The 24,110-nt window shown below is 58.2% G+C and carries 14 protein-coding genes; 3 read left to right on the top strand and 11 right to left on the bottom strand.

The features are described from left to right. Window positions 1–21 precede the first annotated feature (21 nt). The gene (locus QQL54_RS09035; protein ID WP_284389819.1) at window positions 22–480 is read left to right on the top strand and encodes an Lrp/AsnC family transcriptional regulator; all 459 of its coding nucleotides are present in this window, start codon (window positions 22–24) and stop codon (window positions 478–480) included. 42 nt (window positions 481–522) lie between these two features. Continuing rightward, window positions 523–1,398, top strand: a complete 876-nt coding sequence (locus QQL54_RS09030) for an ATP-grasp domain-containing protein (protein WP_284389817.1) — start codon at window positions 523–525, stop codon at window positions 1,396–1,398. A gap of 4 nt (window positions 1,399–1,402) precedes the next feature. Here the strand turns inward: QQL54_RS09030 and QQL54_RS09025 are convergent, their stop codons facing one another. The 4 genes from QQL54_RS09025 to QQL54_RS09010 all read right to left on the bottom strand — a co-directional run bounded on the left by QQL54_RS09025 (window position 1,403) and on the right by QQL54_RS09010 (window position 7,914). Beyond that, window positions 1,403–4,012, bottom strand: a complete 2,610-nt coding sequence (locus QQL54_RS09025; RefSeq protein WP_284389815.1) for an ATP-binding protein — start codon at window positions 4,010–4,012, stop codon at window positions 1,403–1,405. After that, on the bottom strand, window positions 4,009–5,166 hold the full coding sequence (locus tag QQL54_RS09020; protein ID WP_284389813.1) for a metallophosphoesterase family protein: 1,158 nt from the start codon (window positions 5,164–5,166) through the stop codon (window positions 4,009–4,011). The genes QQL54_RS09025 and QQL54_RS09020 overlap by 4 nt, the downstream gene beginning before the upstream one ends. Before the next feature lie 230 nt (window positions 5,167–5,396). Next, on the bottom strand, window positions 5,397–5,717 hold the full coding sequence (locus tag QQL54_RS09015; protein ID WP_284389811.1) for a hypothetical protein: 321 nt from the start codon (window positions 5,715–5,717) through the stop codon (window positions 5,397–5,399). Window positions 5,718–5,955: 238 nt separating this feature from the next. Next, window positions 5,956–7,914 carry a DEAD/DEAH box helicase gene (locus tag QQL54_RS09010; RefSeq protein ID WP_284389809.1) on the bottom strand — a complete coding sequence of 653 codons (1,959 nt, stop codon included), beginning with the start codon at window positions 7,912–7,914 and terminating at the stop codon, window positions 5,956–5,958. A gap of 393 nt (window positions 7,915–8,307) precedes the next feature. On the opposite strand from QQL54_RS09010, the gene QQL54_RS09005 reads away from it, so the two are divergent. After that, entirely contained in the window at window positions 8,308–14,091 is a 5,784-nt protein-coding gene (locus QQL54_RS09005) for a beta strand repeat-containing protein (protein WP_284389807.1), read from the top strand. Between the two features lie 417 nt (window positions 14,092–14,508). Here QQL54_RS09005 and QQL54_RS09000 read toward each other — a convergent pair whose 3' ends face one another. The 7 genes from QQL54_RS09000 to QQL54_RS08970 form a co-directional block, all read right to left on the bottom strand. After that, window positions 14,509–14,943, bottom strand: a complete 435-nt coding sequence (locus QQL54_RS09000) for a copper-binding protein (protein WP_284389804.1) — start codon at window positions 14,941–14,943, stop codon at window positions 14,509–14,511. Continuing rightward, window positions 14,940–18,113 (bottom strand): efflux RND transporter permease subunit, encoded by a 3,174-nt coding sequence (locus QQL54_RS08995; RefSeq protein ID WP_284389800.1) that lies wholly within the window; start codon window positions 18,111–18,113, stop codon window positions 14,940–14,942. Before QQL54_RS08995 ends, QQL54_RS09000 begins: the two co-directional genes overlap by 4 nt. Further along, window positions 18,113–19,837: an efflux RND transporter periplasmic adaptor subunit gene (locus QQL54_RS08990; protein WP_284389798.1), complete on the bottom strand. Its 1,725-nt coding sequence runs from the start codon at window positions 19,835–19,837 to the stop codon at window positions 18,113–18,115. Before QQL54_RS08990 ends, QQL54_RS08995 begins: the two co-directional genes overlap by 1 nt. After that, window positions 19,834–21,018 carry a TolC family protein gene (locus QQL54_RS08985; protein ID WP_284389796.1) on the bottom strand — a complete coding sequence of 395 codons (1,185 nt, stop codon included), beginning with the start codon at window positions 21,016–21,018 and terminating at the stop codon, window positions 19,834–19,836. The genes QQL54_RS08990 and QQL54_RS08985 overlap by 4 nt, the downstream gene beginning before the upstream one ends. Before the next feature lie 94 nt (window positions 21,019–21,112). Further along, window positions 21,113–23,332: a copper-transporting P-type ATPase gene (locus QQL54_RS08980; protein ID WP_348520730.1), complete on the bottom strand. Its 2,220-nt coding sequence runs from the start codon at window positions 23,330–23,332 to the stop codon at window positions 21,113–21,115. Then, complete coding sequence (locus tag QQL54_RS08975) at window positions 23,329–23,580, bottom strand: DUF5676 family membrane protein (RefSeq protein ID WP_284389794.1); 252 nt, start codon at window positions 23,578–23,580, stop codon at window positions 23,329–23,331. The genes QQL54_RS08980 and QQL54_RS08975 overlap by 4 nt, the downstream gene beginning before the upstream one ends. Before the next feature lie 2 nt (window positions 23,581–23,582). Continuing rightward, window positions 23,583–24,101: a YcnI family copper-binding membrane protein gene (locus QQL54_RS08970; protein ID WP_284389791.1), complete on the bottom strand. Its 519-nt coding sequence runs from the start codon at window positions 24,099–24,101 to the stop codon at window positions 23,583–23,585. Window positions 24,102–24,110: the final 9 nt, after the last annotated feature.

Below are 24,110 nucleotides of genomic sequence, written 5' to 3'. Positions count from 1 at the left end.
CAAAAAATCAGGATAAAATCAATGCTCGAGAAGACAGACCGGAAGATCCTTCATGAGCTTCAATTCGATAGCCGTCGGTCCGCTGCAACCATTGGTGAGAAGGTGGGGCTGTCCGCCTCAGCCTGTCACCGTCGTATTCGGCTGCTAGAAGATAGAGGCGTCATTGAGGGCTATGGCGCGCGGCTCAACGCTGAAAAACTCGGTTACGTCATGACGTTCTTTGTTGAAGTGACGCTGGAAGGACAAAGCGAAACCGTGCTCGGTGCATTTGAGCGCGCCGCTGCTGCGCGGCCCGAAGTGCTCGAATGTTATCTCACGACGGGCACGGCGGACTATGTGCTGAAAGTCTCTGCGCAGGATACGGATGATTATGAGCGGATCCATCGCCGGGTGATTTCTGGCCTGCCGCATGTGATTCGGATTCAGTCCAGTCTAGTCATGAAGACGGTCAAATCTTGGCGCGGTTATCCAGTCGAATAGACGTTACTCGACCGTGATCGGCAACGACGCTAAAGTCGCCTAATGATGGGTTGGTTGGACTATTTCCGAGCGGTGGGGCCGCGCATTACGTGGGACCGCAGCCTGATGCGGGGGGCTTGGACTGTGCCTTGGCTTCAGCTCACGGGATGGATGAGCCGCCCATCTGACACGGGAACCATCGCCTATTTTCCGCAACCGGCTGGCCCTTGGTACACATTGCCGCTCGCTTTGATGCGAACCGGTATTCGCCGGACGTCGGATTTGGGCAAAGCGGATGCGATCATGATTTTCGACGACCGCACGCAGTCTAATATCACCCTGCCAATAACGACCGCCCGACTTATCAATGCGCGCGCGACCGATGTTTCCAAAACTCAAGTCGGACGGCTGTTCGAAGCTATATTTGACTATCCGCTGACGCTTGACCCGCTGGTCCATATCGGGCTGATGGTCGAAAAATCAGACACTAATGGCGTTCATGACGGACGGATCGTGACGGGACCTATAGCCTCTCCCCGCGCTGATTGTGTGTATCAGACGCTTGCCGACAGTACGGTTCGGGACGGCGTGACCGAAGATCTCCGCTGCGTCTGTGTCGACGGCGAAATTGTGGTGGTCTTCCGCAAAGAAAAAGCCACGCGAGATCGGTTCGCGCCGACCTATCTTGAAACCACGTTGCGCGAGGCGGCCTCCGTCCTCTCAGATCATGAGCGCGCAAATATTGCTCAGTTTTGCGAAATGATCGGGCTCGACTTTGGATCGATCGACGTGCTGCGGGATCATGCCGGAGATGGGCGTATCTATATTGTTGATGTCAACAAGACCTGCATGCCGGTCCTGTCCATGCCTGTTCGCGAATTGAATAAAGCGCTGCACCAGATCGGCGTGGCTGTGGAAGCCCTGATATTGAGGCCATGATGCCCTAGTCTTTAAGCCATGATGTAAGCGTTAGGCGGTGACCGCCAAGCTCCCGCGCGGCGCGTTCGTGGCAGGATAGATAGAGCAATTGCAGCGCGTCCTCACCAACACTGACATAGTTGAGCACGTCGAACATCCGCGCCCGGCGGTCATCATCCGCATAGACGAGCGCATCATCCAGAATGACCGGACAGGCCTGCCCGCCTCTGGCAAGCAGGCGCGCAAAGGCCAGACGTGTGAGAATCGCAATTTGCTCGCGCGTGCCGCCTGACAAAAGCGCGAGATCATCATCCCGCCCCTCGCGTAGCAGGCCTTGAGCCCCTAACGTTTCATTGAGCGAGAGATCCGCCCCGTCGATCACGCGTGCCAGTAAGGGGGCGAGTTCGCGGCGAACTGGCTCCGTATACTGGTCCTGCAACTGGCGCTGCGACGCGCCCAGCGTGTCGCGCAAAAGCGTGAGCGCTTGGGCGTGCCGGCGATGTTGCTCGACCGTCTCCCGTAAGGTTTCGGCTTGGCCGTCTAGAGCTTTGACCTCCAAGTCCGGATCGCTTCGATCCAGCACGCCGCTCCGCCGGGCGGACAGCTCCACATCCTTCTGTTTGAGGTCGGTAAGTTGTTTGGCGCGGTTTTCCCGAACCTGTGTCAGCCGGTTTAGGCTGGCTTGCAGAAGATCCGGATCCGTTGGCGCTTGCGCGCGTAAAGTCTCTAGCTCTGAGAGGGCGGTTTCCGCGCGCTGCCGGGTGGTCGCGGCGGCGGCGGCAAGTTCTGCCTGAGTGTCAGTGCGCTGCTTTGGCGCGGCACTTTCTGGCAATTCCGTCAAAGCCAATTGATGTGCGTCTAATCGCGTTTTTGCAGCTTCCAACTTGCCCGATAGCTCGACCTGTTCGTCCTGTAGCGCAGCCCGCGCCCCTGATCGCGTGGCAATCTCCGCGTCGATCGTTTGGGCGTCAACGTGCACCTCCAACTCAGGTGCGGCGGCAATGAGATCGGTCAAGGTTTCGATTTCGCGCAGTAAAGCGGCTTTACGGTCTATTAGCGTGTCGCGACCATCCGGTGCAATTCGGTCTCGTTCTTTGTCCGTCATGCGGAGCGTGGCGTCGATATCGGCACGGGCGCGCAGGGCGGTTGCCGCATCTGCATAGTCGGTTACGCCCAGACGGGCGCGCAGGTCTTCCGCTTGAACTATCAAACCGTCACGGTCGCGCTTCAGAGTGTCCGCTTCGGGCGCGTCCAGCGCGATGCGTCCGACCCCGGGCAAGATCAATTCCGATGTGGCGTCAAGGCGAACCGTTCCGCTGCCAATGGTTCTCCCATCAAGGCTGGCTGTGGCGCCCGCCTCCAAAGTCAGTCGTAATTGAACATCAACATCTCCGAGCCGATGCTCTAATCGCGCGGCATCCTGTTCCAGCGCGGCAAGTTGATCAAGCGTAGCACGGTCGATCTCTGGCAGAGCGTTGCGCGCTTCCACCTGTTTCTCTCGATCAGCCAAGAGCGTATCCAGCGCCTCCAGCCGGGATTCGACCTGTTGCAGGGCCGCTTGACGGTCCTGCACACGCTCGACATTGGCGCGGGCGGATTGCGCGGCTGCGAGCTGCGACTGACTGTGTCGAAGTGCGGAAAGCTGGGCGTCAATATCTGCCAAGGACGTTTTAATGGCGTCGCGCCTTTGCATGAGGTTGGTCACGGCCTTGCGCTCGGTGGTAACTCCCTGCTTTGCACGGTCGTAGCGGGCGATCGTGGCTAGATGATCTGCAAGGCGGCGTTCCGCTTGTTCAGTTTCAGCTGTCAGCCTTTGTGCCAAAGCTTGCGCGGTTTCCAGAGAGGCGCGCGCGGCTTTGGCGCTATCTAGTTCCGTGCGAACCTGTGCGATCCGGGCGTCTGTCTCTGTATCATCATCCTCACCCTGTAGCCGGCTTAGCGCGGCCCGAACCCGCATGAGGTCGAGCCCAATCTGGCGGGTCTGCTCACGGAGTCGATGCGCATCGGCGAGCTGGGATTCGACCTGTTCCAATGCATCCTCGGCTAGCTTGAGGGGGCCGCCGACCCGGGGGCGTCCTGTTGCAGTCAGCAATTCGCCCAACGCCGCTTCGGTGCGGGCCAGATAATCACGCGCCCGGTCCCCACCGACCAAGGTAGAGAGTTCGGTCTCCAGCTTGGACGCCACCAACCCATCATCTTGCACCGCGTCCATCGATAGGCCTTGCTCAACCCATAACAGACCGGACGGGCCGCGGGCTTTGTCGGCCGTGCCCATAATGGCAGCCATGCGCTCGTCGGCTTCGCCTTTTTTGGCAAGAGTAGCTCCGGTGGACCGGTCGATTAGCTGCGCATCCTTGCCGCGTTGATAGGTTTTGATCAGGCGGTAGGCGACGCCCTGATGGGTGAAGTCAATCTCCCCCGTCGCCGATCCATCGTCGCGTTTTATGGCGTTGCCGCGTTTACCCCAAGTCGTGTGGCCTTGGAGTAGGAAGAGTTGCAACGCCCTCAACAGGCTCGATTTGCCACGTTCATTATGCTCGGCGACCACGTTCAAACCAGACACCAACCCGTCCACGGCGACGCCGTCCGCGCCGAAAGGGCCAACATGGCGGAAGCGAAATCCGTCAATCCTCACGACACGTCTTCCGTCGCGGCGAAGGAGAAGAGCAGGCGGAGCGCATCAGATGCGATGTCTCGGTCCAGCTGACTCAATGCATGATCTTCGCGTCGCGCCTGTAGTGCTTCGGCGGCCGCGCGCACGGAACCTTGGGCATCCAGCGCATCCATATCCTCAGCGACAATTTTCAGCGTCACTGACGATTGTCCGCGAACAGACAGATGTGCGCAGCGGCCTTTTAAGGTGTCGAGGTAACGCTCAACGGCGGCCCATTCTGAAACAGCCGTTTCGCCTGAGAGACTAATTTGGACGAGCGTATGGCGTTCCGCAGGGCCGGTTGTGATTGCCTGTTCGATCTGCTGGATCACCGCATCCACCCCATCGACGTGTAACGGCGCTTCGATCACCGGCCAGTCATAGCGCGCGGTCGCAATATCCGTGACCTTGGGCTCAGCGCCGGGTGCATCGATTTGAACGTGTAGCACTTGCCCGCGATCACCAACCTTATGGCGATCTGGTTCTGGCGTCCCGGAATAATGGGTTCGGCTATTAATCGCCACGCGGGCATGCCAATCGCCGAGCGCGAGATAATCGAGCCGCGCGGTCGTAGCGCGGTTGGGGGGAATAACCTCTCCGGTTTCACCGCCATCCCGCCCTTGATCCTTGCTACCAAATGTCTTGATGCCGCCATGGGCCAACCCGATCCGAATAGCTCCGTCCGGGGTTTCGGCGCCGTCCATCCAATGGGTGAGATCCTCGCCGTGGTGCAGGCGCTGCCACGGCGCGGGTAGGAGCCACACACCGTCAGTCATTTCCACAGGTTCGGCTTCGCGTAAGACCCGGATGTTAGCCAGCCCCCGCGCCTGAACCCGGTCCCACAGACCATCCGTATCATCTCGGTCGTGATTGCCGGGCAAGAGCCACCAGATGATCTCAGGGTGTTCCGCCATAATATCGAGCGGTTGAGTCAGCACATCTTGGCCCGGTAATGTACTGTCCCACACATCGCCCGCGACCAACACATGGCTACAGTGACGGGCCTTCGCCGCGTCAGCAATCCGCCCAATGACGTCCTGCCGTTCCGCGCGCAAGCGACCGGACAAAGTCTCGTCAAACCGGGCAAACGGTTTGCCTAACTGCCAGTCAGCGGTGTGAATGAAGTCGATTCCCATCACCCCATTCATAACAGTGCAGATGGGGAGGGATAGATGTCAGTTTCGGTGATATCGCATGACAGAGATAATGGCAGGTCTGTCCGAGCTGACGGGTATTAAAAAGGAGCATGTGAGAGAGTCGGCAGACCGACTCTCTCTAACAATGCCTAAAATCATTTCTTCAATGGGCGTGTCTCAGAAAAGATTTCAGCCCATTAAAGCGCCATTGTTCGCTTTAGTAACAGCGATTATTTTCCGCCTGGGACAATACGTTCGACCAATGTGCGAACAATTGCCATCACGGACGCGCCACTAAACACAGCGCCAAGGCCGACGAGAATAGCACCAAGATACTCACCAATGCCCGGAATGCCGTTCAAGGACGCTGCACCACCTGCCATTAAGAAAATCGCCGCAATAATGACGCCACGTCGATGTTCCAAATCCAAGAACCAACCGCTCGCCAGTCCCAGAACCGCTAAAATAGCCGGATCATATCCGGTATCCACAAAACTCAGAGCCACGGCAGCCAGTGCGCTCACGAGCCAAACAATTTTTGCTATAGACAAAATCTTCCCCTTCTTTGTTATCTGCGCGTATTATTATGCGTCAGATAAGCTGAATGTTAACCCAAATTAACTAAGTGTCAATTGCACCGCGATTTCGTCATTCTGTTTCATCAGGAAGTCGATTAGACGACATGCAGACGAAACCACTCCGGCGGACCTTTCTGGAGCGATGAATCAGCGAGCGCTTCAACTTTATGATCAGCAAGGCGTTTCAGGACGGTTATCCCGTCCTCGGCAACTATGTCTTCTTTCGTCGTGTGTTTTTCCGTTCACCCTTTTTGACGCCGCCTTTTGCTTTCAGAGCGGCGGCACGGGCGAGTTTTTTCTTGTGTGGTTTTTTCGGTTTCCCTGATCCCGGCGTATCGCCGCTCACGGTTTTGCGGGATTTGCGTTTGAATGTGCCCTCATCATGATTTGACATGGTCTTTGGCGTGGTTTTTTCGCGTGAGGTTTTTTCGTCCTGACTAGCGTTGTTTTTGTTGCCACGTGGTTTTCGGGAGTCGCCATAAGGTGCTTTGCCGCTTCGCCCACCTTTCGTATTTCGGTCACGAGGGGCGCGGTTTTCCGTCGGTCGTGACAGGTTCGGTTTGCCCTCGACACGCGACACGGTGATGGCCGCCTCGATTTTCATATTGGGACCAATGGTCTCTAAAAAGCGCTCAACACCTTTTGGCGCCAGCTCTATAAAGGTCTCCCTGTCTGTGATCTTGATCGCGCCGATTTCTCCTTTTTTCAAACCGCCCGATTTGAGGAGCATTGGCAGAATCCATTTGGGTTCAGCGTTTTGCTTGCGGCCGACATTCAGGGAGAACCAGACGCCATCATCGAAATCTTCTCTGGGCCCGGATGACCGTGCATCAGGACCGGATTTACTAGGCTTATGATTTGCAGGCAGTAGATCTTCGGGTGCGGACTGTCCCATCCGGTACTGACGGATAAAGGCTGTCGCAATATGTTCCGGCGAATGCGCTTTGAGCAAACGGGCCACCAAAGTCCGCTCTTCATCCGTGATCTCCGTGTCGAGCGCCATATTGTCGAGAAGTCGTTCATTATCCTTGGCGATAATGGCATCCGCGCTTGGCGCTTCACACCATTCCGCTGTGATACCCGCGTCTTGAAGCAGGCGCTCCGCATTTCGACGGCGACTTGGCGCGACGATGAGCGCAGATACGCCCTTGCGACCCGCCCGACCTGTTCGGCCACTCCGGTGCAAAAGAGCTTCGCGATTGCGCGGCACATCCGCATGAATGACGAGTTCCAAATCCGGAAGATCGAGACCTCGTGCTGCGACATCGGTGGCGACACAGACTTGTGCGCGACCATCTCGAAGCGCTTGTATGGCGTTGCTACGTTCCGCTTGCGACAGCTCGCCGGATAAAGTTACAACAGAGAAACCACGATTGTTGAAACGCTGAGTCATACGATTTACCGCAATTCGTGTGTCGCCAAAAACGATCGCATTTTTGGCATCGTAATAACGCAAGACATTGATGATCGCATTTTCGCGGTCCACATTGGCGACGCTCATCGCTTTGTAATCGATATCCAAATGTTGCTTAGCTTCGGCGGCCGTATTTACCCGCACGGCATCACGTTGATATTTCTTTGTCATGCCCAAAATTGTCTTTGGGACTGTAGCTGAGAACATAAGCGTTCGGCGTTCCGCCGGTGAGGCGTTCAAGATGATTTCCAGTTCCTCTCGGAATCCCATTTTTAGCATCTCATCCGCTTCGTCCAAGGCAACAGCTTTCAGCTCAGACAGATCCAATGCACCGCGATTGATATGATCACACAAACGACCGGGGGTGCCGACGACGATATGCGCGCCGCGTTGTAGGGCTGCACGTTCTGTACGCGCATCCATGCCCCCGACACAGGAAACTGTCTTGGCTCCAGCGTCTTTGTAGAGCCAATCCAGCTCACGTTTAACTTGCATCGCGAGTTCGCGAGTTGGGGCAATACAGAGGGCCAGCGGCGCGTCGGCACGCAGAAAGCTTTCCGCGTCGCCGAGCAAAGTCGAGGCCATGGTCAGACCAAACGCAACAGTTTTTCCTGACCCCGTCTGGGCCGAGACAAGCAAATCTTGATCTTGCAGTTTTGGATCCAGAACAGCGTCCTGAACCTGAGTAAGCGTTGCGTACCCCTTTTTTTGCAAAGCAGAGGCGAGCGCAGGATGCACGTGAGATATATTGGACATGGGGACAGTCTGTCAGATGGGCCAAGAGGAACATCCTGATCGGCCGGGGCATGATCGACGGCGCCGATCTGTATGGCCAACTCAGAGTAACAGGCCGTGAGACGCGGCACTACGATGTTTCAAATCCTATGGATAGTCTTTGTGCTCTCTTGGCGCGCAGTTTCGCAGATGTTGCGGGCGTCGTGAAATCTGCCGTCCAAGATCTGCTGCTAGGCAGATCGGCGAACCCAGAGTCGGGCATTTGACGTTTCGAATGGGCTAGGGTGGGGCCTCTGAATTTATTCGAAGAATCGTTGTGCTGGAAGACGATGTTGATATGGGTATACACTCATAAGGTGTAAAAAGGCTCCCCCTTCCGTGCAAAACGCGGGGAGTTTAGGGGCTGGATCCGCAATGATTTTCGACAATTCCGAATTCTTTGATCGATCGGTATTGGAGAAACACCAACGGGTCGAGTCGGTCTCCCCAGATTTGAAATTGTTAGATATTGAACCCCTTGGGAACCAGCTTCCACTGCTTTCATCGGCTACGGGCCTGCCGACGCCGCCCACGATAACACTGCCACCCCAACCGACGCCGCCGACGGGGCTGGCTGGCACGAACCTGACGCAGGGGGCCGACTCCTCAGGCTTCTCTGAGGGCGCTGACATCATCTATGGTCTGGGCGGCAATGACGGCCTCGTTATGCGGGGCGGTGACGACATCGTCTTTGGCGGTGACGGCGACGATATTATTTACGGCCAAGATGGGGATGACCAACTTTACGGCGAAGGCGGCATTGACCGTCTGTTCGGCGGTGACGGCGATGATATTCTCGATGGCGGCGCTGATGCTGACGTTCTCGTCGGTGGGGCGGGCAATGACACGATGACCCTCGGCGACGGCAATGACACGGCATACGGCCAAGACGGCGATGACATCATCTATGGCGGTGATGGTAGCGACACTATTTTTGGCGGCGCTGGGAACGATCAGGCCGACGGCGGGGCCGGAGTTGATGTGCTCATCATGGGTGACGGCAACGACACGGTCCTCGCGGGCGCGGGCGACGATGTGATCTACGGCGAAGCGGGCGATGATGCGATTGACGGTGGCTCTGGCAATGACACAATTTTTGGAGGCTCTGGCAATAATACGCTGATCGGCGGCGCAGGCATTGATGTGCTGATCACGGAAGACGGGAATGACGCTATTTATGGCGGGGCCGATAATGACGTCATTTATGCGTTTGGCGGCGATGACTTTGTTGATGGGGGCGACGGCAGCGACACCATCTTTGGCGGTGCGGGTAATGATACGCTGCGCGGAGGCGCCGGCGATGACGTGATCGCCGATGTGTCCGGTAATGATACGCTCGACGGAGGCGACGGCAATGATGTGGTCAACGGCCTAGCCGGAAATGACCGGATCACGGGCGGGAATGGCGATAACATCGTGCTGGGCGGCACGGGCGCGGATGTGTTCTATCAGGCCGGAACGGGCATTGACCGTATTTTGGATTTCCAACTTGGCATCGATAAGATCGAACTGTCCGCATCAGTTACGGACTTCAATGCTCTGATTGCGAGCGCTCAAGATAATGTGGATGCCAACGGCAATAGCCAGGTGATTATTTCCAATGGCGAAGGCGGGTTCTTCGTTTTGTCCAACATCACCGCGGCCGATTTGTCAGTCAGTGACTTTATCTATCGCAACGAAGCGCCTGTCTTCACGTCGAGTGCAACAGCGTCTGTGGCAGAGAACCAAAACTCTGCCTTTACGGCGAGCGCAACGGACGCTGAAGGCGTTACGCTCACCTATAGTTTGTCGGGCGCGGACGCAGCCCTATTCAATATCGACGCGGCGACCGGTGTTGTCACTTTCAAAACGGCCCCTGACTTCGAAGCGCCGGGTGATGTCGATGGGAACAACGCCTATGACGTGATCGTCACGGCGAGCGACGGCATCAATTCGACCAACCAGTCTGTGGCCATCACCGTCACGAATGTGAATGATATTGCCCCGGTCTTTACGTCTGCCGCGTCGGCGGTTTTGACCGAAGGCCAGACAGCCGCCTTCACGGCGCAAGCTACAGACGTTGAAGGCGACACGCTCACTTACGCGCTATCAGGGGTCGATGCAGCGCTGTTCAACATTGATGCAGCGACGGGGGCTGTGACGTTTAAGGCCGCGCCTGATTTTGAGGTCCCAGCGGATGATGGCGGGAATAATATCTATGACGTGATCGTCACGGCCAGCGACGGCATCAATACGGCCGATCAATCAGTCGTCATCTCAGTCGTTGGTGGGAATGATAATGCGCCCGTGTTTAGCTCGGGCGCGACTGCGTCTGTGGCAGAGAACCAAACGTCCGCTTATACAGCGAGCGCGACGGACGCAGACGGCAATCAGATCTACTACAGCCTCTCAGGCGCGGATTTCGCGCTGTTTAACATCGACGCGAACGGGGTCGTCACGTTCAAGGTCGCGCCCGACTTTGAGGCCCCCGGTGATGCGGACGGGGACAATGTTTATGACATCGTCGTGACCGCAGATGACGGCGCGGCGCAGACCAATCAAACTGTTGCGATTACGGTTACGGATGTCGAAGAGAATGTGAATGCGCCGATTTTTACATCTGGGGCATCAGCATCCTTCGCTGAAAACGGCACTGGGGCGGCCTATACGGCGATCACCACGGATGTTGATGGTGAGGCTCGAACCTACAGCCTCTCCGGCACAGATGCGGCGCTGTTCAATATAGACGTGAACTCCGGCGTCGTGACGTTCAAGGAGGCGCCTGATTTTGAGACGCCCGGCGATACGGGCGGCAACAATGTTTATGACATCGTGGTTACGGCCAATGATGGGGTGAATCAGACTGATCAAGCGGTCGCGATCACGGTGACGGACCTGAACGACGAGGCTCCGGCCTTTACATCCGGCACAACTGCGTCTGTGCTTGAAAACCAGACAGCGGCCTATACAGCGATCACCACGGATGCGGACGGCGGGGCTCGAACTTACAGTCTATCCGGTACAGATGCGGCTCTGTTCAACATTGACGTGAACTCCGGCGTCGTGACCTTCAAAACGGCACCTGATTTCGAGACGCCCAGTGATGCGGGCGGCAACAATGTTTATGACATCGTGGTTACGGCCAATGATGGGGCAAACCAGACGGACCAGTCTGTCTCGATTTCGGTGATAAACGAGAATGATAGTGCGCCGACGTTCCTGTCGGGTGCGACGGTCGCGGTGACTGAGAATCAGACGTCCGCCTATACCTCAAGTGTGACGGATGCCGACGGCAATCAAATTTCCTTCAGTCTATCCGGTGTGGATGCGACGCTATTTAATATCGACGTGAACTCCGGGGTCGTGACGTTCAAAGTCGCCCCTGATTTTGAGGTCCCTGGCGATAGTGGAAACGACAATGTCTATGATATCGTCGTGACTGCGGATGACGGCGTGGCACAAACCAATCAAGCCGTGGCAATCACAGTGACGAATGTCGTGGAACCGGCCCGGGTCACAGACCTCACAACCCTCAACGCAGTGCAGGGTTTCATTATCCAAGGTGATGGGAGCCTTGATTTCTCGGGTGCCTCAGTCAGTTCAGCAGGGGATGTGAATGGTGATGGTTTTGATGATTTGATTGTCGGCGCTACTGGCGGCGACGATGGTGGCGAGAATGCCGGCGAGGCCTATGTTGTGTTTGGCGGCGCAGGTGGTTTTGGTACGACGGATGGATCTGGGCGTCAGGTCATCGATCTGACCAACCTCACATCGTCCCAAGGTTTTGTTATTCAGGGCGATTCGACGTTTGATCAAGCAGGCAGTTCCGTCAGTTCCGCGGGGGATGTGAATGGCGATGGATTTGATGATTTGATCGTGGGTGCACCCACTGGCGATTATTTGATTGCGGGTGCATCTACGGGCAATGGTGGCGGTAACCGTGCGGGCGAAGCCTATGTTGTATTTGGCGGCGCGGGCGGTTTTGGTACGGCGGATGGGTCTGGGCGTCAGGTCATTGATCTAACGGGTCTAACCGAGTCGCAAGGCTTTATCATTCAGGGCGATTCAGCGAATGATCGGACTGGTTTTTCCGTCAGTTCTGCGGGTGACGTGAATGGCGACGGGTTTGATGATCTGATTGTTAGTGCTCCTTTTGGAGGCGATGGAGGGGATTTTGCTGGCGAGGCCTATGTTGTATTTGGTGGCGCGGGCGGTTTTGGGACGGCGGATGGATCTGGGCGTGAGGTCATCGATCTAACCAGCCTTACAGCTTCACAGGGCTTCATCATTCAGGGCGACTTGACGTTTGATAGAGCAGGCAATTCCGTTAGCTCTGCGGGGGATTTGAATGGCGACGGGTTTGATGATCTCATTGTCGGCGTTCGTGAGGGCAGCGATGGAGGCTTTTTTGCCGGCGAGGCCTATGTTGTGTTTGGCGGCGCAGGCGGTTTTGGTACGGCGGATGGGTCTGGGCGTCAGGTCATCGATCTAACCAGCCTAACAGTCTCACAGGGCTTTATCATCCAAGGTGATGTGAACCTTGATAATGCGGGCGCCTCAGTTAGTTCAGCAGGTGACGTGAATGGTGATGGTTTTGACGATTTGGTTGTCGGCGCTCCGGGCGGCGACGATGGTGGCGAGAATGCCGGCGAGGCCTATGTTGTGTTTGGCGGCGCAGGCGGTTTTGGTGCGGCGGATGGGTCTGGGCGTCAGGTCATCGATCTAACGAGCCTAACAGTCTTACAGGGCTTTATCATCCAAGGTGACACAATAGGTGATCGGACTGGTTTTTCCGTCAGTTCTGCGGGTGACGTGAATGGCGACGGGTTTGATGATCTGATTATTGGCGCTCGTTGGGGAGATGATGGAGGGGATTTTGCTGGCGAGGCCTATGTTGTGTTTGGCGGTGCGGGCGGTTTTGGTACGGCGGATGGGTCTGGGCGTCAGGTCATCGATCTAACGGGTCTAACCGAGTCGCAAGGCTTTATCATTCAGGGCGATTCAGCGGATGATTGGGCTGGCCATTCTGTCTTTTCTGCGGGTGACGTGAATAGTGATGGGTTTGATGATCTGATTGTCGGTGCGCCGTATTCTGATGATGGCGGCCTCCGCGCTGGCATAAGCTACGTCATCTTTGGCGGAACGACAGGGACGGAGAGCACAGTCGTAGTCACGTCTGCCGGCACAGGCGCAGCCGACAATTTCACCGGCAATGCCGGGAACGATACTTTTGCTGGAATTGCCACAGGCGATGTCGTGCGCGGCGGGGCGGGCAATGATCGCATCACGGTCACGAACCTCGACTTTGCCGACATCCGTGGCGGGACGGGCGTGGACACGCTGGTGCTGGACGGCGCGGGGCTCAATCTCGACGCAACCGGACCAGGCAACGCCTCGCTCGGTTCGATCGAAGTGTTCGATATTACTGGCTCTGGCAACAATACGTTGACGCTGGACGCGCTCGCTGTGTTCGACCTGACCGAAGAGCGATCTGGCGGTAGGGCGACCCTCGACGTGATCGGCAATGCGGGTGACACGGTTGATCTGACCGGGAGTAATTTCACGGCTGGGGTTCAGGTGGTCGAGGGCGGAATAACCTACAATAGCTTCTCAGACGGCAATGCGACGGTTCGGGTTCAGGACGGCGTTACCGTGACCTTGATGCCGCCCCCTGTGGCAGAAAAAGTCGACGATGATACCGTTATCGCCGAACGGCCCGCGGACGCTCTATGGTTCCAAGACGGGCCGATACATATCGCGTCAGCTGACCTCTTTCAGGTCATGGACCGTGAACTGGTTCAGGACGAGGCTTGGGACTCTCTCTTGGAGACGCGCGCAGACAATTTGTTGGATGCGTTAGGCGCTGATTTCGTAGTCGATGGCAGCTTGTTATCTGGTGATCAACAGTCTTGGGGTGATGTCTTTGCGTCGCTGAGTGTTGGTCGTGATGGTGATCTTAGCCAAGCTTCGAGCCGCGAGGATGACATGTTCAATGATCTCTCACTTATTCAAGCTGATCAGAGCCTGTATGATCTCAATGAATTCCAATCTCTCTCCGCTGATTATGTTAGCCCGTGGCATCAAACTGACCCCACTAATATGGTCGACCCGATGAACTCTGACTTCGGCGACGCTCTGGACGGCCCGACCTTCATTGTGGACGACGGAGCCTTCATTTAAAGTTATCAGGCCCATCCGCATGGGTTGTAAGAGACATAATGGCAGAGCCAGCAGACGCTAAGAGTGTGAAGGTGGATGCCGTTTTCGGGCATCGTTGAGCAAACACCCCTCAAAACACATCCATCATTGGGTTTTTGACTGCGAATTGGTGCCAGAAGAGGCACGATGCCTTCTTCATAATCCCATATTTATCAATACAATAGATGTTGGTCAAACAGGTTTTGTAGCACGCGATAAGCTCTTGAAGTGGCACAGTGGTCCTGTGGCGCAGCAGCGGTTTGGGACATCGAATTATTGTTTGGTGAACTGTCTCGAAACCCGCCCAGAGTCCCAACTGTCCAAATTCAATTCCATTCAAAGTGATTGGATAAAACTAAGCCTGTCCAGCAAGCATTCGTTTCACAGACAGGCTTGATCTTACTGAACGAGACAGCTTTCGTCGGTTCCTGAAGTCTCGCAGATTGCGGTGATGCGGTAAGAGCCGTCCCGCCCTCGCTTGATAGAAAAAGCGACGCGATCCTCAACACCGAAACCTGATAAGTCCACATTCGATAAGGCTTCAAAGCCCATCGTCATTGCACCCATGCCGACACCTTCAATCTCAGCATGGTCTATCGTTAGGAAATCGCCGTTCTCGCTGATCGACCGAATAATACCTGTCGTCGTGCCCGAGTCGCCAACAGGCTCTTCTGGGTTCGACGGTGTCTCGACAGGCATTGCACCCACTATGCCCTCATGATCCATCTGCACATGCGTTTCAGAGCTTGGCTCTTGTAGGGTCGACGGAGCATCGCTTGCTCCACAGGATACCAATAGCAGAGCCCCTGGGAGGGTCAGTAGTTTGTAAGTCACGAAGTGTCTCCTTTGATGCTGTGACGTTGGGGAAGTGTTCGGCCGACCCAGATCAGGTAGACGGCCGGTACGACAAAAAGAACAAGTATCAGGGTGGAGGCCATGCCACCGACCATGGGCAGGGCGATGCGGCGCATGACGTCTGCGCCGAGCCCGTCCGTCAGGAAGACCGGCGCGAGGCCGGCGAAGATGGTAATGACGGTCATCAGTTTTGGGCGAAGGCGCTGAACCGCGCCAATGATAACGGCTTCGCGTAAGGCATCCCGGTCTTCGGGCATCCGCGTGCGGACCTCGCTGTCGATGTAGAGCAGCATGATGACGGCCGTCTCCACGGCAATACCGCCGAGCGCGATAAAACCAACAGCCACGGCGACGGACAGGTTGTATCCTGCGAGCCAGACCGCCCACAGACCGCCGATCAATCCGAAGGGTACGGACAGCATGACAATGAGGGTCCGGTCGAGCCGTCCGAAATGGAGCATCAGCAATAGGAAGACGAGGGCGATGGCAGCGGGTATCGCCAGGCTCAGCCGGTCCCTAGCTTCCTCCAACTGTTCAAACTGACCGGAAATCGCCACGGCATATCCGGGTGGAAGCGCAAGATCGCGTGCCAGAGTTTGTCTCAGGTCTTGGACATATCCGCCCAGATCGCGGTTTTCGAAGTCCACGAAGACCCATCCTGTCAGTCGCGCATTCTCCGACCGGATCATCGGCGGGCCTTCGGCGAAACGAATGGTGGCCACATCAGAGAGTGTTACAACAGCACCACTTGGCGCGGGAACAAGCGCCATGCCTATAGCATCGGGGCTGTTTCGGTATTCCGGCGCGTAGCGGAGCAGAATGTCGTAGCGTTCCCGTCCCTGAACGCTTTGGCTCAGGACCTGCCCCCCCAGAGCTGTGCGTACGACCGACTGGAAGGCCGCCATGGAAATGCCCCGGCGGGCCAAGGCTTCCCGGTTGGGGATGATTTCGAGATACTTTCCGCCCAGCACACGGTCTGCAAAGGCCGAGCGTGTTCCTGGAATGTCGGCGATAATTGTCTCAGCCTCGCGGGAAAGCCTTTCGAGCGTGGACAGCTCATCCCCTGTGATCTTGACTCCGATCGGGGTCCGGACACCCGTGCTGACCATATCCATGCGGATCTTGATGGGATAGCCCCAGCTATTGACCAAGCCCGGGATCTGCAGGCGGCTGTCCAGTTCGGCGATGATGCCCTCGGCATCTATGCCGGGCCGCCATTCGTTCTTCGGCTTGAGCTGGATCCAAGTCTCGATCATGGACAGCGGGGCCGGGTCGGTCGCCGTATCGGCGCGGCCTGCCTTGCCGAACACGCGCTCCACCTCCGGGACCGTGGCGATCATGCGGTTGGTCTGTCCCAGCAATTCCCGCATTTTAGTTTCGGACACGCCGGGCAGGGTTGTCGGCATATAGAGGAGTTCGCCTTCATAGAGCGCCGGCATGAATTCCGTGCCGAGCTTGCGCAGCGGGATGACCAGACTGGCCGTTGTCAACAGGGCAATCAGGACGACGAACCACCTCAATCTCAGAGCGCCGCGCAAGGCAGGCGTGTAGAGCCAGATCAGCACGCGCATCAACGGGTGCTTGCGTTCTTGGATGAAGCGCCCGCGCATGAGCAGTAGCATGAGAACCGGGACCAGAGTCACAGACAGGGCGGCTGCGAAGGCCATGGCATAGGTCTTGGTGAAGGCGAGGGGACTGAAGAGGCGGTAGCTCTCCCCGGTCAGGGCGAAGACGGGCAGGAAGCTGACTGTGATGATCAGCAGCGAAAAGAAGATTCCGGGGCCTACTTCCTGCGCGGCCGCCAGCAGAACCTCTCGACGCTGCGCCCCTTTCGGTTTGCCGGGATGTTCTGACAGTTTTCGGGCAGCGTTCTCGACCAAGACAATGGAGGCATCCACCATGGCCCCGATGGCAATGGCGATCCCGCCCAGCGACATGATGTTCGCGGTGACGCCTTGTGCGTTCATGATGACGAACGCCCCCAAGACGCCGAGGGGCAAAGTGATCAACGCGACAAGCGAGGCGCGGATGTGAAGCAGGAAGAGGAGGATGACGAGGGCCACGGCGATCGCTTCCTCGATGAGCTTGTGGCGCAGATAATCGACAGAGCCTTCGATCAGAGGAGCGCGGTCATAGACGGTCACGATCTCGACGCCGTCCGGCAGTCCGCGGCTGACTTCTTCAAGACGGTCCTTTATCCGCTCGATGACCTCCAGCGCGTTCTCGCCGTCGCGCATGACGACGATACCCGCGACGGTTTCGCCTTCGCCGTTCAGCTCGACAACCCCGCGTCGAAGCGCCGGACCTTCGATGACACGGCCAAGATCGCGCAAACGGACCGGTGCGCCGCCGCCGGCAAAGACAACGGTATCGGCCAGTTGATCTACATTCGTTACATAACCATCCGTCTTCAAGACATATTCGGTCTCCCCGCTTTCGATGACGCGTCCGCCCACTTCCAGGGACGCCATTCGGATCGTGTCGGCGACTTTGTCGAGGCTCACGCCCAACGCCCGCAATCGGTTCGGATCCACCAGAACCTGATATTCGCGCTGGAACCCGCCGACGCTGGCCACCTCGGCCACGCCTTCGACGCTGGAAAGTTCCAAGCTGACGAAGAAGTCCTGCAACGCCCGGAGATCGGCAAGATCCGTCGTTCCGGTTCGGTCCACGAGGGCATATTGATAGACCCAGCCCACACCGGTCGCGTCGGGCCCGATTTCCGGCACAGCCCCTTCGGGAAGACTGCCGCCGAGACGTGACAGGGCTTCCAGCACGCGTGAGCGCGCCCAATAGAGATCGACATCATCCTGAAAGACAATGGTGACGAAGCTTGTTCCGAACATGGAACTGGCGCGGACATCCTCGGTTCCCGGCAGTCCAAGCAAGGCGGAGGAGAGGGGATAGGTGACGAGGTCTTCGACCACTTGCGGGCTTTGGCCGGGAAAGTCCGTCCGGATGATGACCTGCGTGTCGGTCAGGTCCGGCACGGCGTCTAGCGGTGTATCGAGCGCGGCCATCCAGCCCGCGACGCCGAGGGCGAGGCTGAGAACCAGAACAATCAGCGGGTTTGCGACCGACCAGCCGATCAGGCGCGCAACGGCGCTTTTTGACGGATCATGTCCGGCAAGGTTTTGGACGTCGGACATTAGTGGCGATGCCCCGAATGCGGATCGGCTGGTTCGCGCCGAGAGGCTGGCTCAGGCGCCATCGACATTGGCTCCGGCCAGGGAATGATCGTGACAGCCCCACCGCCGTAGGGATTGGCGGGCGTAGCCGACTGCTGAAGCCAGAGTTGCCCTGTTGCGTCATCGGAAAACAGGACCAGCCCGCGATTATCGTAGCTCGCCGACGCGCCGTCTAGGAGCCAAGGCTTCAATCCTTCCATCAGGGCGGCCAGCGCCACGCGAAGCGCGTTAGCGTCCGGGGCGGCTTTCGCAGCTCGCAGGGCGGCGTCTACGTCCGTCAAAACCGTGCCGAGGCCCGTCGACCCGAACCTGGCGCGAAGAGGCTCGACGACCGATAGAGCTGGATCCACGAAATAGGGATCAATCCTGTACCCGTCGGTCAAGGCCTCGTGAAAATAGAGCGCCTGGTCCACAAAATGATCAATCTGAGCCAGCGTGTCCGCGTCGATGGGTAAATCGGACAGGGGTGTATCCGGACCAAGGGCGGGTCCGAGCCGGGCGAACCCTTCGCGGAGGTTGGCTTCGCTGCCGAGCAGGAACTGTCCGTTGATAACGACGCTATCCCCGTCCTGCAGCCCGGAGAGGATCGCCGTCCGGCCAGCGTTCGTTTCACCCGTCATAACAGGGCGAGCCGCAAACCGGCCCTCGCCGAGGCTGACAACCACGTAGGATACGTTCCCATCACGAAGAATGGATGGAGCGGGAACAGACAGCTTGATGTCTCGTTCCACCTCGAAGTCGATATCGGCATAAGCACCGGGTCGCAAAGAACCGGTGCTGTTCGTCAGACTGACGCGGAGCTGCGCCGTGCGCGTGACCGGGTCGATCGTCGGATAGATATAGTTAACTTCGCCTTCTCCGTTGGCGTCCGGGGCGCTGGGGAAGCTCAATCGGACCGGAAGGCCGGGCCGGACAAGTGGCAGATCGCCTTCCGGCAGACGGGCGATCACCCAAACGGAACCGAAATCCTGCAGGTCCAGAATGGGCGCTCCAGGTTTCACATAGGCCCCGTTGGAGACCATGATCCCTGACACGATGCCCGCGCTTTCGGCGTAGATCGGCACACGTTCAATCGTCTCGCCGGACTCCACGACCCGGTCGATCGTGCCGGGTTGCATGCCCAGAGAGCGGAGACGCTGGCGCACGGCCTCAATTCGGCGCGGATTGCCGATGCGCAGGGAGTTGAGCAGATCCTTCTGCGCACCGACAAGTTCGGGGCTGTAGATGCGGTAGAGGAACTGGCCTTTTCGGACCGGATCGCCGACGGCGCGTACGCGCAGATCGGAAATCCAGCCTTCCAAGCGTGACGCTTCTGACGTCTGCAGGCTTTCGTCGGCTTCGACGGTTCCATAGGCTCGCAGGGTTCGGGAAAAATCGGTCTGGGTCGCGGGCGCCGTGCGGATGCCCAGCGACTGGATCATTTCGGGTGAGACGGCAACGCTGCCATCGCCCAGCGATGCCAATTGGGTTTCCGCCGGAACCAGGTCCATGCCGCAGATCGGACAGGTGCCGTCTGGGTCTTCGCTGATATAGTGCGGATGCATGGGGCAGGTGTAAAGGCGAGGCTCTTCGGAGCTCGCGTTAGCGGATACGGTCTCGACAGTAGTGGGTCTGTCACCAACGCCGGGATTACCACAGGCGACCAGGCCCAAGGCGAGCCAAGGCAGGAATTGTCGCGGGCTCATGGCTGGGCTCCAGTTTGATCAAGGGGGATGACGAGTAGCCCGTTCATGCGAACGGTCGCGATGTCGGCCCGCGCCTGTTCGGCTCGGACCTGATAGTCCAGAGTGAGAAGAGCGATCTCGCCATCAATGATGGGGGCATAGCCTCCAGCGCCCGATTCATAGACGACCAAGCGGTCTTCCATGACCTGTGCAATGGCGCGTTTTCTGTCTCCGAGGACAAGGATCGATTCTTGTGCGGCCTTGCGCTGCGCATCCAGCGCCTCATATTGCGACAAAGCGGACCGGGCAGCGGCATGGACATCTGTAAGAGCCGCCGAGCGATCGGTTTTTGCCGCGCGCAGCCTCGGTTCCTGCTTTCGGCCCGACCAGAGCGGAACGCTGAGCGTGACTCCGAAGCTGACCCAATCATCACCATCGAAGTTCGTCCCGTTTTCGCGTTGCTGATAAGTGGCCTGTGCGCCCCAATCTGGCTTGAACGCGGCCTCCGCGCGGTCGATGCGCGCATCGGCGACCTCGACGCTTTCCTGCGCGATCCGCACGGTATGAAACGCATTGGCCTGACCGCTCCACACGACAAGCTCCGGCGTAATGTCTATGCCATCCGGGACAGTGCCCAGAAGGTCGCGAAGACGCGCCTCCGCGCTGCTACGTTCTGACACCAGCCCGACACGGGTCCGCTCTAGATCGGCTCGTTCTCCTTCGATTTCCGCGAGCCTGAACAGGGACGGACTGCCCGCATCGACTTCGGCCAGATAGACCTCGTCCAGTTCATCATATTTGGCGTTTCGGGCGTCGAGGAGAATGATCTGGTCGGCGACCTTGTCGAGGATGAGCATCTGGCCGAACATCTCCGCCCGAAGTTCGGCGAGGCGGGCCGCGCGAGCCGCCTCCAACTGTCCGGCATTGGCCAGGATTTCATCGCGCGCGGCCTCACGGCCTGAGAGGTTTGGAAAGCGCTGACGCACGCCGATCGATTTGTTGGTCGGCAGATACTCGGTGAAGGAGGGATCGAAGACCGGGAAATTGTTCAGACCCATCGTCACTTCCGGGTCGGGCAGGGCGGTCTCGGCCTCGGCCCGTTCCCGTTGGGCATCCGCCCGCAGACCATAGGCTTCCAGGCTAGGATGCAGACGCAGCATCTCTTCGAGTTCGGTCAAACTATAGACAGGGTCTTGAGCCATCGCGGACAGGGGCATCAAGCCTATCAGAAGCGCCCCAAGGGAACGAAGGGCGTGAGGGGGACGTGCAATCATTCGGATGAACATCGGCGTGGTCCTACAGATCCGCACTACGCAAACGCAGGGCGTTCGCGATGACGGACACGGATGACAGGCTCATCGCCGCCGCAGCGATCATCGGGCTGAGCAGCAGTCCGAAGGCCGGATAGAGTACGCCCGCTGCGACCGGGACACCCAGAGAGTTGTAGATGAAAGCGAAGAACAGGTTCTGACGAATGTTGCGCATGGTGGCCCGGCTCAGAGTGCGGGCCTGCGCAATTCCCAGAATGTCGCCGCGGATCAGCGTCACGCCCGCGCTTTCCATGGCGACATCGGTTCCGGTCCCCATGGCGATCCCCACATCTGCCTGTGCCAAGGCGGGGGCATCGTTGATCCCGTCTCCGGCCATGGCGACGATCTCTCCGGCTTGCTGCAACTCGCGGACGATCCGGTTCTTGTCCTCTGGCGAGACATCGGCGTAGATATCATCAATCCCGATCTTGTTCGCCACGGCATGGGCCGTGCCCGCGCTGTCGCCGGTCAGCATGACGACCTTCAAGCCACTACGATGCAGCTGATTGATGGCGTCTGGTGTCGTGGCCTTGATCGGGTCCGTGACGCCGATCAGCCCGGCTGGCTTGCCATCGATGGAGACGAACATGACGGTCTGGCCGTCCTTCCGGAACTGCTCGGCGGACGTCGCGAGATCCGTATCGTGAGCGCCGACCCGGCGCATCATCTTGTCATTACCGATGGCGACGGACCGACCCCCGACTTTACCCTCGGCCCCTTCGCCCGTTACGGATCGGAAATCGACCGCGTTGAGCGCCTTGATCTCCCGCTCGGCCGCTCCCCGGACGATGGACTCGGCCAGCGGATGTTCGCTTGCCTTTTCAACGGCAGCGACATGGGCAAGCAGGTTCATTTCGTCAAAAGGTGCAGCGGGTTCGACCTTGACCAGCTCGGGGCGTCCTTGGGTGAGCGTGCCGGTCTTGTCCACCACGACGGTCGTGACTTTTTCCATCGTTTCCAGCGCTTCGGCATTCTTTATCAGAATACCGTTTTGCGCGCCTTTGCCCGTGCCGACCATGATCGACATGGGCGTGGCGAGGCCCAATGCGCAGGGGCAGGCGATGATCAGGACGGCGACCGCGTTGACCGTGGCGAATGCCATGGCCGGTTCCGGGCCGTATAGACTCCATACGATGAATGTCACGACGGCGATAACCAGCACGGCCGGTACAAAATAGGCCGATACTGTATCGACCAGCTTCTGGATCGGCGCGCGCGACCGCTGCGCTTCGGCGACCATGCGTACGATCTGGGACAGTATCGTATCCTCGCCGATCCGCGTCGCCTCGATGACAAGACTACCGGTCGCATTCACCGTGCCGCCGGTAACATTGGCGTCGACCGTCTTGGCGACCGGCATAGGCTCGCCCGTGACCATGGACTCGTCCACGCTGGACCGTCCTTCGGCCACCTGACCATCGACTGGCACCTTTTCGCCCGGTCTGACGCGCAAGCGGTCGCCAAGTTTCACTTCTTCGAGCGCGATCTCGGTCTCGGTGCCGTCTGCATTGATACGGTGCGCGGTCGGCGGGGCCAGCTCCAGAAGGGCGCGGATCGCCCCAGAAGTCTGACTCCGCGCTCGAAGTTCGAGCACCTGTCCCAACAGGACGAGCGTAGTGATGACCGCGGACGCCTCGAAATAGACGGCAACCTGTCCGTCTTCATTGCGGAAAGCGGCCGGGAACAGTTCTGGCAGCAAAACTGCGATCAGCGAATAGAGAAAGGCGACGCCAACACCGAGTGCGATCAGGGTGAACATGTTGAGGCGCCGGGTCACGACGGATTTCCAGCCGCGCACAAAGAAAGGCCAGCCGCCCCACAGAACGACGGGAGCGGCGAGAACAATCTGGGTCCATTGCGACCAGTCCGATGATACAAAGCGGTCAAGCGGACGGCCCGGAATGAGATCGCCCATGGCGTAAACAAAGAGTGGCAACGACAGGGCGGCTGACACCCAGAAGCGGCGGGTCATGTCATCCAGTTCGGCCGTATCCTCAGGTGTGTCGAGGGAGACGGTTTCAGGTTCAAGTGCCATCCCGCAAATTGGACATCCTATATTTGCGATCTTTCGCACCTGCGGGTGCATCGGACAGGTGAAAACGGTTCCGTCATAGCCAACAGGAACATGATTATAGGCCGCGTCGGGTTTGGCCGGTTCGCGATCGGAATCAGGATGGCAATGATCATGCGGGTGCGCGTCCGTCATGATCGTGGTTTCCGGTGAAAGAAATTATAGAGCGGCGCAAAAACAAGAGCCGCATACCAGCCGTAAACGACAGTCCAGACCAGCCCGACGAGATAGCCGCCGAGTGACCAGTTAGAGCCCGGCATCCAGCCCTCCCAGGCTGTGTGCATATGCAGCGTCTCGGGCGTCAGCAGGCCCCAGATCATGCAGAGCGTGAAGGTCACGGCGAGAAAGATGCACAAGGTGAAGCCAAGAGGAACGATCTTCATGGTCAGTCTCCGTTTTTAGAAGTGAGCGTGATGTAAGGGGCGGGTTCTTCGAGTGCCCACGGATCGGCGTCAGGCGCAGCGATGTCGTCCCAGTCTAGCCTAAGATCGCCGCAACCCTGGTTGACGACGAAGTCGAGGCGACGGCCGGAATCGTCCGGCAGCATGGCGCGAAATTCGAATTGCTCGTAAGCGAAGTCCGGGAAGGATCCGCCCGACCAGATCAGAGCGCCCACGACTTGTTTGACCTCGAAGCCGTGCAGGAGGATCGGCTCGTCAAGCGTGCGCATCTCCACCGAAATGTCCCATCCGGGCACGACTCTGGGGGTCACACGGGTCACACCGTCCGGCATAACGATCCGGACGTGGTCCGTTGGCTGCCCCTCGCATCCGTGCATGACGCGAAGCTGGGCCGTATGAAAAGTGCCGGGTTCCGCTTCGTCAACATTGAAGACGACATGGGCTGAAGCGTGTCCGGCTATTTGGGTTATCACGGCAAGGCCGATTATCGATCGGATGAGCATAGTTCGTCT

The organism is Algimonas ampicilliniresistens, from assembly GCF_030159955.1.
Classification (GTDB): Bacteria; Pseudomonadota; Alphaproteobacteria; order Caulobacterales; family Maricaulaceae; genus Litorimonas; species Litorimonas ampicilliniresistens.
This window is presented reverse-complemented; position numbering and strand designations above follow the sequence as displayed.